The 16,002-nt window shown below is 75.5% G+C and carries 13 protein-coding genes; 9 read left to right on the forward strand and 4 right to left on the reverse strand.

Features of this window, described 5'->3' with window-relative positions:
* Positions 1-224: 224 nt before the first annotated feature.
* Positions 225-941: a phosphatase PAP2 family protein gene (locus tag JOE63_RS21510; protein ID WP_204542809.1), complete on the forward strand. Its 717-nt coding sequence runs from the start codon at positions 225-227 to the stop codon at positions 939-941.
* Here the strand turns inward: JOE63_RS21510 and JOE63_RS17540 are convergent.
* Complete coding sequence (locus JOE63_RS17540; RefSeq protein ID WP_204542810.1) at positions 892-2,145, reverse strand: glycosyltransferase family 4 protein; 1,254 nt, start codon at positions 2,143-2,145, stop codon at positions 892-894. The genes JOE63_RS21510 and JOE63_RS17540 overlap by 50 nt on opposite strands.
* Before the next feature lie 179 nt (positions 2,146-2,324).
* Between JOE63_RS17540 and JOE63_RS17545 the strand changes: the two genes are divergently transcribed.
* On the forward strand, positions 2,325-3,398 hold the full coding sequence (locus JOE63_RS17545) for a glycosyltransferase family 4 protein (protein WP_087469697.1): 1,074 nt from the start codon (positions 2,325-2,327) through the stop codon (positions 3,396-3,398).
* Between the two features lie 26 nt (positions 3,399-3,424).
* On the opposite strand, the gene JOE63_RS17550 is transcribed toward JOE63_RS17545, so the two are convergent.
* A complete protein-coding gene (locus JOE63_RS17550; protein ID WP_204542811.1) occupies positions 3,425-6,802 on the reverse strand; it encodes a hypothetical protein in 3,378 nt (1,125 codons plus the stop codon).
* A 174-nt stretch (positions 6,803-6,976) separates the two neighbouring features.
* Between JOE63_RS17550 and JOE63_RS17555 the strand changes: the two genes are divergently transcribed.
* From JOE63_RS17555 to JOE63_RS17585, 7 genes are read left to right on the forward strand one after another with little or no spacing between them, the layout of a single operon-like run.
* Positions 6,977-8,191 carry an ABC transporter ATP-binding protein gene (locus tag JOE63_RS17555; protein WP_087469699.1) on the forward strand — a complete coding sequence of 405 codons (1,215 nt, stop codon included), beginning with the start codon at positions 6,977-6,979 and terminating at the stop codon, positions 8,189-8,191.
* Between the two features lies 1 nt (position 8,192).
* A complete protein-coding gene (locus JOE63_RS17560) occupies positions 8,193-9,023 on the forward strand; it encodes an ABC transporter permease (RefSeq protein WP_087469700.1) in 831 nt (276 codons plus the stop codon).
* Positions 9,023-9,865, forward strand: a complete 843-nt coding sequence (locus tag JOE63_RS17565) for a hypothetical protein (protein WP_157759456.1) — start codon at positions 9,023-9,025, stop codon at positions 9,863-9,865. The genes JOE63_RS17560 and JOE63_RS17565 overlap by 1 nt, the downstream gene beginning before the upstream one ends.
* A complete protein-coding gene (locus JOE63_RS17570; protein WP_157759457.1) occupies positions 9,862-10,848 on the forward strand; it encodes a glycosyltransferase family 2 protein in 987 nt (328 codons plus the stop codon). Before JOE63_RS17565 ends, JOE63_RS17570 begins: the two co-directional genes overlap by 4 nt.
* On the forward strand, positions 10,845-11,993 hold the full coding sequence (locus JOE63_RS17575; protein WP_204542812.1) for a glycosyltransferase family 4 protein: 1,149 nt from the start codon (positions 10,845-10,847) through the stop codon (positions 11,991-11,993). The genes JOE63_RS17570 and JOE63_RS17575 overlap by 4 nt, the downstream gene beginning before the upstream one ends.
* Complete coding sequence (locus JOE63_RS17580) at positions 11,990-13,147, forward strand: GNAT family N-acetyltransferase (RefSeq protein WP_087469702.1); 1,158 nt, start codon at positions 11,990-11,992, stop codon at positions 13,145-13,147. Before JOE63_RS17575 ends, JOE63_RS17580 begins: the two co-directional genes overlap by 4 nt.
* The gene (locus JOE63_RS17585) at positions 13,147-14,133 is read left to right on the forward strand and encodes a glycosyltransferase (RefSeq protein WP_204542814.1); all 987 of its coding nucleotides are present in this window, start codon (positions 13,147-13,149) and stop codon (positions 14,131-14,133) included. Before JOE63_RS17580 ends, JOE63_RS17585 begins: the two co-directional genes overlap by 1 nt.
* 64 nt (positions 14,134-14,197) lie before the next feature.
* Here JOE63_RS17585 and JOE63_RS17590 read toward each other — a convergent pair whose 3' ends face one another.
* Complete coding sequence (locus tag JOE63_RS17590; RefSeq protein ID WP_157759458.1) at positions 14,198-15,157, reverse strand: glycosyltransferase; 960 nt, start codon at positions 15,155-15,157, stop codon at positions 14,198-14,200.
* Between the two features lie 20 nt (positions 15,158-15,177).
* On the reverse strand, positions 15,178-15,984 hold the full coding sequence (locus JOE63_RS17595; protein ID WP_204542815.1) for a polysaccharide deacetylase family protein: 807 nt from the start codon (positions 15,982-15,984) through the stop codon (positions 15,178-15,180).
* Positions 15,985-16,002: the final 18 nt, after the last annotated feature.

The raw sequence follows: 16,002 nt of genomic DNA on the forward strand, positions 1-16,002 counted from the left end.
GGACGGCTGAGGACACGACAGGGCAGCACGAACGGCCCGGACCGAGGCTCTCCGAGGGCGGTGAGCGGGTCCGGGCTGGGGCCGTGCAGGACGACGGCTCCCAGCGTACGCCTCGGCGCCCACACGGCGACCGGCGGCGGTCGACCGGGGAGGCGACGTTTTCACCCGGCGTCACCCTCCCGCGACCGGTGACACGGTCCCCACCGCTCCGTCATGCTCGGGGCGTGCCCACCTCCGCGGCGCCGGACCGTGTGCCGGCCCGGTCTCGCTCGTCCGTACCGCTCGTGCTGCTCGCGCTGCTCGTCGCGGTCTTCGTCGCGCTCTGGGCCGCCTCCCACCTCACCGTCGCCGGGCAGCAGGCCGACGCCGGGGCGTTCCGGACCCTCGCTCCCCTGCACGACGCCGGGCGCGACGTCGCCGGGGCGCTGCGCCGGGGCCTCCCGGTGGCGTGCGCGGCCGCCGTCGCCGTCCTGGGCGTGGTCGCGCTCGTGCGCCGCGCGTGGCGCGACCTCCTCGCCGCCGTCCTCGTGGTGCTCGGGACGGTCGGGATCGCGCTCGGGCTCCGCGAGGTCCTCGTGCGGCCCGACCTCGGGGAGCACGGCTACGCCTACCAGACCTTCCCGAGCGGTCACGTCGCGGTGGTCGGCGGCCTGTGCGTCGCGATCTGGCTCCTGTGGCCGTGGCCGGCGTCGCGCGCGGTCGCGGGCTGGGCCGGGCTCGGCGTGACGGCGGCCGCCGCCCTCGCCTCCGTCGTGACGTACGCGCACCGGCCGAGCGACGTCGTCGGCTCGCTGCTCGTCGCGGCGGCCGTCACGGTCGCCGTCGTGTGGCTGCTCGACGTCCCGCGGGGAGCCCGCGCGGCGGGCGAGCGCCCGGCGGCGCCTCCCACCGTCACCGACGGGACGCCCGATCCTCCCCGGGTCGGCGACCCCGCGGCCTGACCGCGGCGAGCCCCGCGTAGAGGTCCTCGTACCGGTCGACGACGCGCTCCCAGGTGAAGTCCTCGACCCGCCGGCGGCCGGCGGCCCCGATCCGCTCCGCCCGCTCCGGGTCGTCGAGCAGGCCGAGCACGGCGGCGGCGAGCGCCTGCGTGTCCTGGGGATCCACGAGCACGCCGTCGACGCCGTCGGTGACGATCTCCGGAGGCCCGCCGCGCACGGTCGCCACGAGCGGCCGCCCGGACCGCCACGCCTCGAGGACGACGAGCGGGGCGGCGTCCGCACGGCTCGGCACGACGACCACGTCCGCGCCCGCGAGGCGGGCCGCCACCTCGGCCGGGTCCAGCCGCCCAGGGAGCTCGACGCGGTCGGTCAGCCCCGCCGACGCGACCCGGCGGCGCAGCGCGGCCGCCTCGCTCCCGTCGCCGACGACGACGAGCCGCGCCCGGTCGCGCAGCGCCGACGACGCGAAGGCGTCCACGAGCAGGTCGAACCCCTTGACGTGCTCGATCCGTCCCACCGCGACGACCACGGGCTCGCGCACCGGCGACCGCGCGGGCTCCCCCGCCGCGGCGTCGTCCTCCGGACGGTGCTCGGCCAGGTCGTGCCCGGCGACGTCGTGCCCGGCGACGTCGTGCCCGGCCAGGTCGACGCCGTTCGGGACGACCACGGCGTCCGGCGCGCCGAAGCGGACCAGGTCGTCCGCGACGACGCGCGAGCATCCCGTCACCGCGCCCGCGACGCCGATCGAGCGCTCGAGCGCCGCGCGCAGCAGCCGCGAGTGCTCGAACACCGCGTGGTCGTCCGCGAAGGTCTCCCCGTGCGAGCTGACCACGAGCGGCGTGCGGGTGAGCGTGCGCAGGCCGAGCGCGTACGCGCCGTTGGGGCCGAAGCACTGCACGTGCAGCACGTCCGGCCGGAACGACCGGAACGCCCAGCCCCAGGCCAGCGCCGCCCCGGGCGCCGAGAGGGCGAACCGGGCGACGTCGCCAGGCCTGCTCGACGGCTGCGGGGTCGGCAGGTACCGCACGAGGACGCCGTCGACGCGGCGCGTGCCGAGGCGCTCGCCGCGGTCGACGGTCCAGACCTCCACCGCGCTCCCGCGCGCCGCCAGCACGCGCGCGACGTGGCGCACGTGCGACTCGACACCCCCGGTGTGCGGGTCGAACGAGCTCGCGACCAGCGCCACCCGGCGACGCCCTGCCATGCGTCCCTCACCCTCTCGCGGGACGGCCCGCGCCCGGTCCACGATCACCCGCTCATCACCCGCTCCCGCAGGTCCGGCGGGGCGTCCGCGCCACTAGAGTGGGCCACTCTACCGACCGCTCCGGTCGTCCCGACCGTGCCGCACCCGCCGCGCACCACGCCCCGAGGGGGACCTGCCCGATGCCGCAGCTCGTCGTCGCGACCGTCGCGGTCGAGGTCCCGATGGGGGCCCAGGTGTACCAGGAGGAGGTCGCGGCGCGCGCGGCGGAGGCGCTCGCGGACGGACGTGCCGGAGCGAGCGCCTGGTCCGTCGACCGCGCCGTCTTCCGCTCGCTCCGCTCCCCGCTCGCCGGTACCCACCGGCTCCCTCTCGGTCGGCTCGGCTCCGCGAGCCCCGCGGTGCGCCGGGCCGTCGGCCGCGCGGTCTACCCGCGCGGCGCCGTCGTGCACCGCGTGGGGCTCGACCTGCCGCCGCACCCGACGCGCGACGTCGTCGCCGTGCAGGACGTCGTGTCGTGGCGCTACGACGACGAGTCCGCGCCGGTGCGTGCGGCCGCCGAGGAGGTCCGCCGCGCGGCGGCCGTCGTGTGCGTGTCGGAGTTCAGCGCGGACGAGGCGGCCGACGTCCTCGGGCTCGCCGAACGACCCTCCGTGGCCTACAACGGCGTCGACCCGGTCTACTTCTCCGCCGCGCCGCTCCCCCGCGAGCGCCTCGCCGCGCTCGGCGTGGACGGCCCGTACGTGCTGCACGCGGGGGGCGCGTCGCGGCGCAAGAACCTCGAGGAGCTCGCGGTGGCGTGGACCGCCGTCCGTTCCGCGCGCCCCGACCTCACGCTCGTCATGAGCGGGCCGCCGCACCCGCGCCGCACCGCGCTGTTCGCGGACCTCCCTGGCACGCGGCTCGTCGGTCGCCTGCCGGGCGAGCTCATGCCGGGGCTCGTCGCGGGCGCCGCGGCCGTCGTCGTGCCGTCGCGCTACGAGGGCTTCGGGCTCCCCGCCCTGGAGGCGATGGCCGCGGGCGTCCCCGTGGTCGCGGCCCGCACGAGCTCGCTGCCCGAGGTCGTGGGCGACGGCGGCGTGCTCGCCGAGCCGGACGGCGCGAGCCTCGCGGAGGCCCTGCTGTGGGTGACGACGCGCGACGCCGAGGTCGAGGCGCTCGTCGGGCGCGGGCGCGAGCGCGCCGCCACGTTCACGTGGGAGCGCAGCGCCGCGCAGCACGCCGCGATCTGGCGCGCGGTCGCCGCACGCGGCTGACGGCGCCCGCGCCCCGGTGACGGCGCTCACCCTGCCGGCTCCCACGCCTGGACCGCACTGATCGTCGCGATCCACTCGCTCTCCGTCGCGAGCGGGATGAAGTCGGGGTGCAGCCCGCCGACGATCCCGGTGTAGTTCGCCGCGAGCACGGGAACGTCGCGCTCGGTCGTCATCGGGAGCGTCACTCGCACCGCCGTGACCTCGACGGGCTCGAACGTGAAGAGCGCGACGCGGTCGAGGAACTGGTCGGTCTGCTGCGCCACGTCCCGCCACGCGCCGTCGGGCGTGCGGACCGAGACGGTGTAGTCGCGCAGGCCCGACGTGCAGCACCGGATGCCGGCCGTCGCGACGGCGACGCGGTCGATCGTGCGCGGGCCGTCGGTCGTGACCTCGACGCCGGGCGCCTCGTCGACGGACCCGTCGGCCAGGCGCCCCGACCGCCAGGGCTCGCGCACGGCGAAGGTGCCGGACGTGACGACGTCGGGGTCGCTCGCGTCCTCGTGCGTCGACGTCGCGGTCACGGGCCGACCCTCGAGGACGTCGTCGCCGAACTCCTCGACGGGGGCGACCTCGAGCGCCGTGCCCGCGGGCGCGACGAGCAGGACGGGCGCGCCGTTCACCGGGACCTCGACGCCCCCGGAGGGGACCTCCAGGCCGCGCTCGGCGCCGTACGGGTCGCGCGCGGTCACGGTGACCGCGCCGCCCGGCGCCGTGAGCCGCACGGTGGTGGACAGGTCCTCGCTCCACAGGGCGAGCAGCTCGGCGCCCTCGACCTCGCCCGTCCCGGGCGCGCGCACGGCGTGCACCCCGGGTGTCCCGGTCGCCACCGCCTCGGGCGGCCCGAACCCGTCGAGGAACGCCGCGCTCGCCGCGAACGCCGCCCCGGCGGGCTTCACGTACTGCCCGTACTGGAGCAGCGACCAGGAGTTCCCCTCTTCGCCGAACCCGCCCTCGGAGAAGAAGTACGTCCACTCGTCGACGTCCTCCAGCCCGTACCAGAGGAGCTTGCGCACGACGTCGGACCCGCCCGCCCAGAAGTTCGCGACGCCGTCGGACCACCAGCCGGTCTCGGTGTCCCACACGGGGACGTCGCCGCACGCGGCGACCGCGTCGCGCAGCCGGTCCACCTCGGCGCCGTCCGCGGAGAACCCCTCCTCCTCCCACGACCGGTTGAACCCGGTGTAGGGGTGGATGCCGACGACGTCGAGCGAGTCGCACCCGCCCGCGGCGACCAGGTCGGCCCACCACGCGGGCTCGATCCCGAGCGTGTTCCCACCGACCACCACGACGTCCGCGGACGCGGCGCGCGCGCCCGCGGCGAACGGCGCACCCACCTCCTCCTCGTAGGCGGCCGCGTCCTCGTACCCGGTGTTGTTGGGCTCGTTCCACGGCTGCCAGTAGCGGATCTGCGGCGCGTGCTCGTGCACCGCCGCGACGATCTCGCGCGCCCAGCCCTCCCACGTCCCGGCCTCCGCCGCCGCCCGCTCCGCCTCCCCGCCCGAGCCGAGCTGCAGCGTGAGGATCACGCCCGACTCGTCCGCGAGCTCCGCGGCGGCGGCGAGCTCGGCGAACGGGTCGACGGCGGCGGGCTCCTCGCCCTCCTCCGCGTCGGGCGCGAACGCCGCGTTCGGCAGCGAGTCCCAGACGAGCGCGTCGGCGTCCGGCTCGGCCGTCGGGTCCGGCACGATCGCCCCGAAGTCGAGCTGCGTGCGGTGGCTGCCCACGCCGAGCTGGTCCGCGAGCTGCACGCCGCGCAGCGGCCCCGCGCCGCCCCAGTCCGCGCCGTCCGCGAGCGCCGCCGGGTCGAGGCCGCTGCCCGGCGCGGCCACGGTGTAGCGCAGGCACGTCCCCGAGACGGGCTCGCCCGTCGCGGTGTCGACCAGCGCGGCGTCGACCTCGTACACCCCCGGCCGCGTCGGCGGCAGGTCGAGCGGGAGGTCGCCGCCGTCCGCGGGGAGGTCGACGAGGGTCTCCTCGCCGACCACCGGGTCCCACACGCGCGGGTCGCCGCGCACCTGGTAGCGCAGGCGGTACGTCCCGGCGGCGGCGCCCCACGCGTCGTCGAACGCGGCGACCACGCGCGGCGCGGTCCCGTCGGGGAAGACGCCGTAGGGCGCGTCCACGAGCAGCCCGGCGCCGAGCCCGAGCCCGCCGAACAGCTCCTCGTTCGCCGCGTTGTACTTCACCGGCGCGCCGAGCTGGTACGCCATGCGGTCGGCCGAGATCTCCGTGATCGCGAACCCGCCCTCGTCTCCGTGCGTGAGCACGTAGTACGGCGCGTCCCCGGCGGTGCCGTCGCGCAGCACCGGCGTGCTCTCCCACAGCGCGAACGGCTGCTCGAGGTCCTTGTGCGTGTCCGGCCACACGCCGCGGAACACGCCGTCGCTCCCCCACCACCGGAACCCGAGGTTCTCGTCGGCGACGACGAGGCCGTCCCCCTCGGGCCCGGACGAGGGCCCGGTGGTCACGCCCGTCGTGTCGTCGAGCCACGGCACGCGCGGCACGCCGAACGGTCGCCCGCGCTCCCACGAGGCGCCCAGGTGGAAGGCCGGGTCGTCGCCGCCCGGCCCGACGGCGCGCAGGTCGAGCGTGCGGCGCTCGTCGTCGCGCACGTCGGTCTGGACCAGGGCCGTGCCGTCCGGGAGCTGCGCGAGGACGGCGCCCTCGAACGGGGTGTCCGTGAGGAGCTCTCCGTCGCCCGACACCTCGTGCAGGACCTCGCCCGCCTCCTGGACGCCGACGACGGTGCCGCCGTCGGCCGTCCAGCGCACCGTCCCGTACAGGTCGAGCAGGTCGCCCGCCGTGTGCTCCCCCTCGGGGATCGTCGTCGACCAGGTCGTGGTCCCCTCGGGCGCGACCTTGAGCAGGTCGCGGCGGTGCATGAGCGTGTCGAGGAGGTACACGCTCCCGTCCGGGTCGACCTCGAAGGAGTCCGTGCGGAACGTCTCGCTCGCGCCGTCCCAGTCGAGCTCGACCGGCGTCGTCGCCTCCGCGTCCCCGGTCGCGAGGTCGTAGCGCGTCACGGTGTACGTCGCCTCGCGGTCCCACTCCAGCACGTACGCCGCGCCGTCGAGCACGCGGAACGTGACGAGCTCGCCGTCGTCGAGCGTCACGACGTCGTCGACGACCGTGCGGATCCCGTCCAGCGACTCGGGGTCGACGCCGTCGTCGGTCACCTGCTCGAGGCGGGGGAACCCGCACAGGGGCAGCGCGCCCGTCTGCGTGACGGGCGCCGCCGCGGGGACCGGGGACGCGGTGAACGGCGGCGCGTCCGACGTGCTCCCCGTCCCAGTGCCGCCGATCGCGACGGCCGCGACCACCCCGAGGACCGCGGCGACGACACCGCCGACCACCGTGGGGTCCGCGCCGCCCTGGGCCGCCCTGCCGTCCTCGTTCGAAGCCATCTCGTCGCCCTGCCGTCGTCGGCCCGGCACAGGTGCCGCTCCCGCGATCGTAGGCCCGCTGGACGTCGGCGCCGAGGGCCCGAGGGGTACTTTCACCCGCGTTCGTCCGGTTCTGGGCTCGATTCACCCGATCGACCCGGCCGCTGGCAGGGGCAGGGCGACTATCTTTCATCTGTGCAGGCGACCACGGAACCCGCGATCCGCGTCGCCGGGCTGGGCAAGACCTACCGGCTCGGGGCGTTCGGCGAGCGACCGTCGACGGCGGCGTCCGCCGCGATCCAGTGGATCCGGTCGACCGGCAAGCAGAAGTACACGCTGTTCGACGCCCTCGACGACGTCTCCTTCGAGGTCCCGCAGGGCGAGGCGCTCGGGATCGTCGGGCGCAACGGTGCTGGCAAGTCCACGCTGCTCAAGATCCTCACGCGCGTCACGGCCCCCACGCGCGGACGCATCGAGCTCACCGGGCGCGTCGGGTCGCTCCTGGAGGTCGGCACGGGGTTCCACCCCGAGCTCACCGGCAAGGAGAACATCTTCCTCAACGGCGCGATCCTCGGGATGACGCGCAAGGAGATCACCAAGCGCTACGACGAGATCGTCGCGTTCTCCGGCATCGAGAAGTTCCTCGCGACCCCGGTCAAGCGCTACTCGTCCGGCATGTACGTCCGGCTCGCGTTCTCCGTCGCGGCCCACCTCGACACCGAGATCCTCGCGATCGACGAGGTGCTCGCCGTCGGCGACGCCGAGTTCCAGCGCCGCTCGATCCAGAAGATGCGCGAGGCTGCCCAGGGCGGCCGCACGGTGCTCTACGTGAGCCACCAGCTCCAGACGGTCCAGGCGCTGTGCACGTCCGCGGTCCTCCTCGACCGCGGGACCCTGAAGTACTCGGGCACGGTCGAGGGCACGCTCCAGGCGTACCGCGACAGCTTCGAGAGCTTCGCCGCGGCGCAGTCCGACCCCAAGAAGCGCCCCGGCAACGGCAAGGTCCGGCTCTCCTCGGTCCACATGGAGGACGAGTTCGTCAAGTCGTCCCAGGACATCGTCGTCGACTTCGAGGCACCCGCGAGCAAGAAGCTCGTCGGGACCTACTTCGTCTCGATGCACATCAACAACGACCAGGGGACCGTCATCGCGCAGTGCGACTCGCGGCTCGTCGGGAAGTGGTTCGACCCGGAGCAGCCCCAGAAGGGCCGCCTCGTGGTCCGCGACCTGTGGCTCAAGCCGGGCCAGTACACGGTCGACGTCTACGCGTGCCAGGCCGGCGTGCTCGACGCCTGGGAGGGCGCATGGCGCTTCGAGGTGCTGCCCGACCTCCCCTACCCGGAGTTCACGGAGGCGTCCAGCACCGAGAAGGGCATGGTCTTCGTGAACTTCGAGTACGAGGGGGCCTGACATGGAGCAGACCGTGCAGCGCACCGTCATCACGCCGCCGGGGCGCCTCAACCTGCCGGCCTGGCGCGAGCTGTGGAACGCGCGCGAGGTCGCCGTCCGCCTCGCGCTGCGGGACATCATCGTGCGATACCGGCAGACGATCTTCGGCATCACGTGGGTCGTCGCGCAGCCGCTGGTCAGCGCCGGCATCTTCACGATCGTCTTCGGGGAGATCGCGGGGCTGTCGACGGGGAAGATCCCCACCTTCCTCTTCACGCTCGCGGGCATGCTCGCGTGGAACCTGTTCAACGGCTCCCTCGGCCGGGCCTCCGGCTCGATGGTCGGGAACCAGTCGCTCGTCCAGAAGGTGTTCTTCCCGCGCCTCCTGGTCCCGATCTCGAGCCTCGCCTCCGTCGTGCTCGACTTCCTCGTCGCGCTCGCGCTCGCGGTCGTGCTGCTCTTCGTCTACGGGATCAACCCCGGCTGGGCGGTCCTGCTGCTGCCCGTCTGGGTGCTGCTCATCCTCCTGATCGGCACGGGCATCGGCCTCGCCGCGGCCGCCTACATGGTCAAGTACCGCGACGTCGGCTACGTGCTCCCGTGGCTCATCCAGATCCTCCTGTACGCGAGCCCGGTCGCCTACGCACTCTCCTCCGTCCCGGAGAACCTGCGCTGGCTCTTCGACATCAACCCGGTGACGTGGTTCCTCGAGGGCTTCCGCTGGTCGCTGCTCGGCACCGACTTCCCGCCGACGTGGCAGGTCGTGGCGCTCGTGGTGGCCGCTCCCCTGATCTTCCTCGGCGGGACGCTCGTGTTCCAGAAGAACGAGCGCGAGTTCGCGGACTTCATCTGATGCGCGTCGCCGCGTACGTCCTCCTCGCCGACCCGAGCTTCCTGCGCGCGAGCCTGCTCGCGTACTACCACCTCGTCGACCGGGTCGTGCTGTCCTACGACGAGACGAGCACCTCCTGGACGGGCACCCCGCTGCCGGTCGAGGAGTGCCTCGCGATCGTCGAGGAGGTCGACACCGACGGGAAGTGCGTGCGCGCCCCCGGGCGCTTCGCCCGGCTCGACGAGCACCCCCTCGACAACGACACGTACCAGCGCCAGACCGCCCTCGACGCGGCGTCGGAGGGGGCCGACTGGGTGCTGCAGCTCGACACGGACGAGGTCATGCTCGACCCCGCGGCGTTCCGGGCCTCCCTGGACGCCGCCGAGCGGACGGGCGCGGGCGGGCTCCACTACCCCGCACGCTGGCTCTACTCGCGCGTCGCGCCGGGGCGCTACCTGGAGTCGAGCACGCGCCTCGGCAGGCCTGCGGCGTCGTACCCCGGGCCGCTGGCGGTGCGCGCCGGCACGACCCTCGCGCACGCCCGCCAGGCCGACGTGCCGCTCTACCGCGTCGACCTGCGGCCCTGGAACACCGACCCGAGCCACCCGCACGACACCGTCGTCCACGAGGTCGTGCGCCCCGACCAGGCCGTGCTCCACTTCTCCTGGGTCCGCCGCCCGGAGGCCATGCGACAGAAGTTCGGGTGGTCCGGGCACACCGCCCACTACTCGCGCCCGGGCGTCTACGAGTCGTGGGTCGCGCGGTCGCGGCACCCGCGCCGCACCGTGCTGACGTCGCCCCTGCGCCGCGAGGACTGGTTCCGCCTCGTGACCGTCCCCGAGCCGCCGGGAGGCGCGCCGTGAGCCCGACCGTGAGCGTCGTCGTCGTGACGTACGGCCGCCCCGAGAGCGTGCGCGAGTGCCTCGAGCACCTGCAGCGGCTCGACACCCCGCCGCTCGAGGTGGTCGTCGTCGACTCGACCCCCGCGGACACGACGCGGCGGCTCGTCCGCGAGGAGTTCCCCGACGTGCGCCTCCTGCACAGCACGCTCGGGCGCGGCACGACGCCGGAGTCGCGGCAGATGGGCTTCGCCGTCACCCGCGGCGACGTCGTGGCGTTCGTCGACGACGACGCCTACGCGGCGCCGGACTGGCTCGACGAGCTCGTCGCGCCCTACGCCGACCCGGCCGTCGTCGCCGTCGGTGGGCGCGCGGACAACGGCATCCCCGGCGAGGAGCACGAGGGGCTGGACCGCATCGGCCGGCTGCTCCCCGACGGCCGCCTCACCGGGAGCTTCGCCGCCGACCCCGGCCGTGTCGTCGAGGTCGACCACCTGCTCGGGGCGAACATGTCGTTCCGCCGCAGCGCCCTGGCGGCGATCGGCGGCATCCGCGGCAGCTACCCCGGCACGTGCCTGTGCGAGGAGTCCGACATCTCGCTGCGCCTGCGCGCGACGGGCGGGCGCCTGGTCTACACGCCGCGCGCGGTCGTACGGCACATGGCCGCGCCGTACGGGATCGGCGGCAAGCGGTTCGACCGGCGCTACCTGTACTACGCCCGCCGCAACCACCTCGTCATGCTCGTGCGGAACTTCGGGTGGCGGGACCCGATCGTGCGCCGGTACGCCCGCACGACCGTCCGCGACCAGCGCGACTACCTGCGCACCACCGCGCGGCGCCTCGGGCCGACCAAGTCGGACGGGACGCGCCGTCCCCTGCGCAAGCGGGTCACGGCCCCGGTCGTCCTCACGCGGGCCGTGGCGGAGCTGGTCGGACTGGCCGCCGGCGTCCCCGCCGCCGTGCGCGCGACGCGGCAGGACCGCGCGGACGGGCTCGCGACGCCATGACCCCGGGGGCGGGCAGGCCGCTCGTCCACGCGATCACGCCGGGCGACCACTTCTCCCCGCGGACGGGCAGCGCCGTCCCGACGGTGGTCGACGGGCTGGCCCGGCACCGGTCCCAGGGCAGCCCGCGGCCCACGGTCCTCGTCGCGCGCGGGACGTACCCGGACCGCTACCCGAGCGCCGACGTCGTCGAGTACACGCAGCGGCGCTCGCGTCGGTCCGACCGGTACCTCGACTCGGCGCTCGCCCGTGTCGGCGCTCCCCGGGTGGGGGCACGCCGCGCGTTCGCCGCCGTCGTCGGCGACCAGGACGAGTGGGCGCCGTCGTTCGTGCTCGCCCACAACGCCCCGGCCCTGGTGCCGCTGGTCGGGCCGCGGCACGTCCCCGTGCTCTACGCGCACAACCAGGTGCTGCGGACGTACACGACCCGCGACGCGGGCCGGACGCTCGCGCACGCCCCGGTGGTGGTGTGCGTGAGCGACTTCCTCGCGGAGCAGGTCCGGGCGCGGCTCCCCCGGGAGCTCGCCGACCGGGTCCGCACCGTCCGCAACGGCGTGGACCCGTCGCTCCTCGACGTCGAGCGCGCGGACCCCGCCGACGACGGCCTGCACGTCGTGTACGTCGGCCGCGTCATCCCCGACAAGGGCGTCCACGTGCTCCTGGCGGCGGTGGGCGCGCTGGACCGCGCCGACGTCCGCCTGACGGTCGTCGGACGGCCGGGCTTCGACGCCCGGGACCCCCTGACGCCCTACGAGCAGGAGCTCCGCCGGACGGCGGACGGCCTGCGGTCCCCGGTCCGGTTCGCGTCGTTCCTCGCGCGCGACGCGCTGCCCGCCGTCCTCGCGACCGCCTCGGTCGTCGTCGTCCCCTCGACCTGGCCCGAGCCGTTCGGGCTCACCGCGCTCGAGGGCATGGCCGCCGGCGCCGCCGTCGTCGCGTCCGACGTCGGCGGGCTGCCCGAGGCCGTCGGCGACGGCGGGCTCCTGGTCCCGCCGGGCGACGTCGACCGGCTCGCCGAGGCGCTGGACGGCCTGCGCGACGCGCAGACCCTCGGCCAGGCTCAGGCGAGGGCGCGCGCGACCGCGCGGACACGCACCTGGGCGGTGTCCGCAACCCGGCTCGACGAGGTGCTGGAGGAATACCGATGACGGTCACCGTGCGGGTCGTCGCCCTCGACGACCTCTCGCCCGCCGAGATCGAGGGGTGGTCCGACCTCGCCGCGCGCGCGGCCGAGCCCAACGCGTTCCTCGACCCGGGCTGGCTCCTGCCCGCGACGCACTGGTTCCCGGCGGCGCGCGAGCTGCGCGTCCTGCTCGCCGAGGACGCCGGCCGCGTGCGCCTGGTCCTCCCGCTCGGCCTGGCGCGGGGGTTCCACCGGCTCCCGGTGTCGTACGCGACGACCGCGACCCCGTACCTCGCGCGGAACGCCTCCGTCTGCGCCCCGCTCGTGGACCGCGACGACGCGCGCGGGACCCTCGAGGCCGTGCTCGACGCCGTGGGCCGCCGCCGCAGCGGCCTGCCCGGGCTCCTCGAGCTGACGCTGTTCCCGGACGGCCCGCTGCTGGCCACGCTCCTCGACGTCGCCGCGGACCGCCGGCTCCCCGTCCTCGAGCGCTACCGCCTGGAGCGCGCGTGCCTCCGGGTCCCCGGCGAGGACCCCGTCGCGCACCTGAGCCGGCGCCGGCGCCGGCACGTCCGGCAGGACGCGGCCGCGCTGGCCGAGCGCCTCGGCGGTGAGCTCACGGTCGTCGACAACGGCGCCGACCCGGCCGCGACCGAGCGTCTGCTGGATCTCGAGGCGTCCGGGTGGAAGGGCGACCGGTCGCGCAAGGGGGCCGCGCAGCGCAACAAGCCGGACCAGCTCGGCTGGTTCCAGGAGGCGACGGACGAGATGCGGCGGCGCGGGCGGCTGCACGTCTTCGAGCTCGTGGGCGGCGGGACCACGGTCTACGCGAGCGCGGTGATCCGGTCCGGAAGCGGGCTCTTCGGCTACCTCGACACGTACGACGAGACCTACGCGGACCTCGGCCCCGGGGTGATCGGCCGGGTCCTGACGCAGGAGCACGTCGCCGCCCGCGGCGACGTCTCCCTCTTCGACCCGTGCATCCATCCCAAGTTCACGGTCCCGTCCACCCTCTACCCCGGCCGCCGGGACCTCGTCGGGCTCCTGGTCGCCGCCCGCGGACCCGTCGCACGCACCTGTGTCAGGACGGCGCCCCGGGTCTCTTCCGCCCTCCGGCGCCTGCGGCGTCCGCGTCCCACGACGCACGACGCCGAGGGCTCGCCGCCAGGGGGTGGGTGATGGCCGGGGGTGCGGTGCCGGAGCTGAGCGTGGTCATCGCCGCGTTCGACGCGCAGGACACGCTGGACGAGCAGCTGGACGCGCTCGCCGGGCAGGACGTCGGGTTCGCGTTCGAGGTCCTGGTGTGCGACAACGGCTCGCGCGACGCCACGCCCGACCTGGTGCGCGGCCGTCAGGAGCACGAGCCGTGGCTGCGGCTCGTGGACGCCTCGGCGCGGCGCGGCCCGTCCGCGGCGCGCAACATCGGCGCCGGGCAGGCACGAGGCCGGTACCTCGCGTTCTGCGACGCGGACGACGTGGTGGGCCAGGGCTGGCTCGCCGGGATGCACGACGCCCTCCAGCACGACGAGTTCGTCACCGGCAGCTGGGAGGGCGACCGCCTCAACAGCGGCGACGGCACGACGGTGTCGTGGATGGTGGAGAGCGTCTACCGCATGGACTTCCTGCCGTGGCTGCCCGCCACGGGTGCGGGAACCATGGGGATCCGTCGCTCCGTCTTCGAGGAGGCGGGCGGCTTCGACGAGCGACTGGCCACCAACGAGGACACGGACCTGTCGTGGCGGGTGCAGCTCGCCGGGCACCCCCTGGTGCACCACCCCGAGATCGTGCTGCACGTGCGCAAGCGCGACGGGCTGCGCGCGATCTTCCGCCAGGCCTACGCCTACGGCGCGGGCGACCGGACGCTGCGCCACCGCTACACGGACGTCGTCGCCGCGTACCAGCGCCGGGAGGACCAGCCCTCCAGGACGGCGGCACCTGTCCCGGAGCAGCGGTCCGCTGACGGTCCGGAGGCCACGGCCGGGCGTGCCGCGCGGGCGATCGGCTCGGCGCGGCGCGTGCTCGGCAAGGTCGCGCAGGTCCGGAGCCGGAGGGACCTCGCCGACCGGGTGCAGCGCGTCGGGCACGACCTGGGCTTCCGGTTCGGGCGGACCGACACGACCGTCGAGCGCGTCCCCGTGCCCCCGGTCCTGCCCGACCCGTCGTAGCCCGGGCCGAGCCGCGCTCGGGCAGGGACGACGGGCACCGCTCACGCCGGTGCGGTGGCGCCGCTCAGACCGGTGGCGGGAGGACGGCGGGTGCCGGGACCCGCGGTGCGGCGGGGTCGACGCGACCCCACCGGTATCCCGCTCGCTCGCCCACGCGCCAGACCGTCTCGGCGAGACCCGCCCGGCCGCGCGACAGCTTGTTCCGGACCGTGCGCACCACGCGACGGACGACCGCGAGCCCACCGGGTCCGGCGCCGCCGGCACCAGCGGGCGCGTCCGGGGCGGTGGCGACCGAACCCGGCGACGCGGCACCGGCCGTGAAGGCGGCGGCCACGTCGGCGTAGCGGTGCCGCAGGAGCCGGTCGCCCGCGCCGTAGGCATAGGCCTGGCGGAAGATGGCGCGCAGACCGTCGCGCTTGCGGACGTGGAGCACGATCTCGGGGTGGTGGACGAGGCGGTGCCCGGCGAGCTGGACCCGCCACGACAGGTCGACGTCCTCACCCGTCACGAGCGACTCGTCGAAGCCGTCGGCCTCCTCGAAGACGGCACGACGGATCCCCATGGTCCCCGCGCCGGTGCCGGGGAGCCACGGGAAGAAGGGCTTCGTGACGATCGGGTCGGTCGTCCAGGAGACGGAGGCCCGGTTGCCGCTGTTGAGGCGGTCGCCCTCCCAGCTGCCGGTGACGAACTCGTCGTGCTGGAGGGCGTCGTGCATCCCGGCGAGCCAGCCCTGGCCCACCACGTCGTCCGCGTCGCAGAACGCGAGGTACCGGCCTCGTGCCTGCCCGGCGCCGATGTTGCGCGCCGCGGACGGGCCGCGCCGCGCCGAGGCGTCCACGAGCCGCAGCCACGGCTCGTGCTCCTGACGGCCGCGCACCAGGTCGGGCGTGGCGTCGCGCGAGCCGTTGTCGCACACCAGGACCTCGAACGCGAACCCGACGTCCTGCCCGGCGAGCGCGTCCAGCTGCTCGTCCAGCGTGTCCTGCGCGTCGAACGCCGCGATGACCACGCTCAGCTCCGGCACCGCACGCCCTCCCGCAGCCGTCACGGGGCCGGCCGCTCGGAGCGCGACCGGCTGCGCACCGGACGGTGCTCGCGGAGGAGGCCGCCCACCGTGGACGTGCGGTAGCCCTGCGCCGTCAGGCCGTCGAGCAGCGTGACGAGCACCCGCGCGCGGTCGAAGCGCGGCAGCTCCTGCCCCGGCTCCAGCGTCTCGGGGTCGGCCCGGTCGTCGTGGAGCAGCACGATCCCGCCGGGGAACACGTCGTGGAGGGCACGTGCCGCGATGCGGTCCTCGTCGTCGTGCAGCCAGTCGTGCGCGTCGCCCGACCAGATGACCAGCTCGAGCCCCAGCCCACGGATCCCCCGCGCCTGCGCCACGGTGTGCCGCCCGTACGGTGGCCGGTAGAGCCGCAGCGGCACGCCGGTCACGTCCTCGACGCGCCGCCTGGCGTCGCCGACCACGCGGACCGCCTCCTCGTCGCCGAGGGTGAGCAGCGACCGGTGGTCCTCGCCGTGCAGCGCGACCTCGTGCCCCTCCGCGACGACGCGCCGCGTCACCTCCGGGTAGCGGTCGACGTGCTGCCCGAGCACGAAGAAGGTGGCGGTCGCTCCCGCCCGCGCCAGGACGTCGAGGAGGCGGGGGGTGTGCTCGGGGTGCGGGCCGTCGTCGTACGTGAGGGCGACGACGCGCTCGGTCGTGTCGACGCAGAACACCCCGAACTCGCGCGCGAGCGCGGGCGGCACGGGGAAGGGCGGGACGGCCTGGGAGCGGAACGTCCCCCCGGGGGGCCGCGGGTCACGGTCGAGGGCACCCCGCCGGACGAGGACGGGCCACCGGGCGCGGCTCACCGCGCACCCCCGGCGTCG

The organism is Cellulosimicrobium cellulans, from assembly GCF_016907755.1.
GTDB classification, from domain to species: Bacteria; Actinomycetota; Actinomycetes; order Actinomycetales; family Cellulomonadaceae; genus Cellulosimicrobium; species Cellulosimicrobium cellulans_D.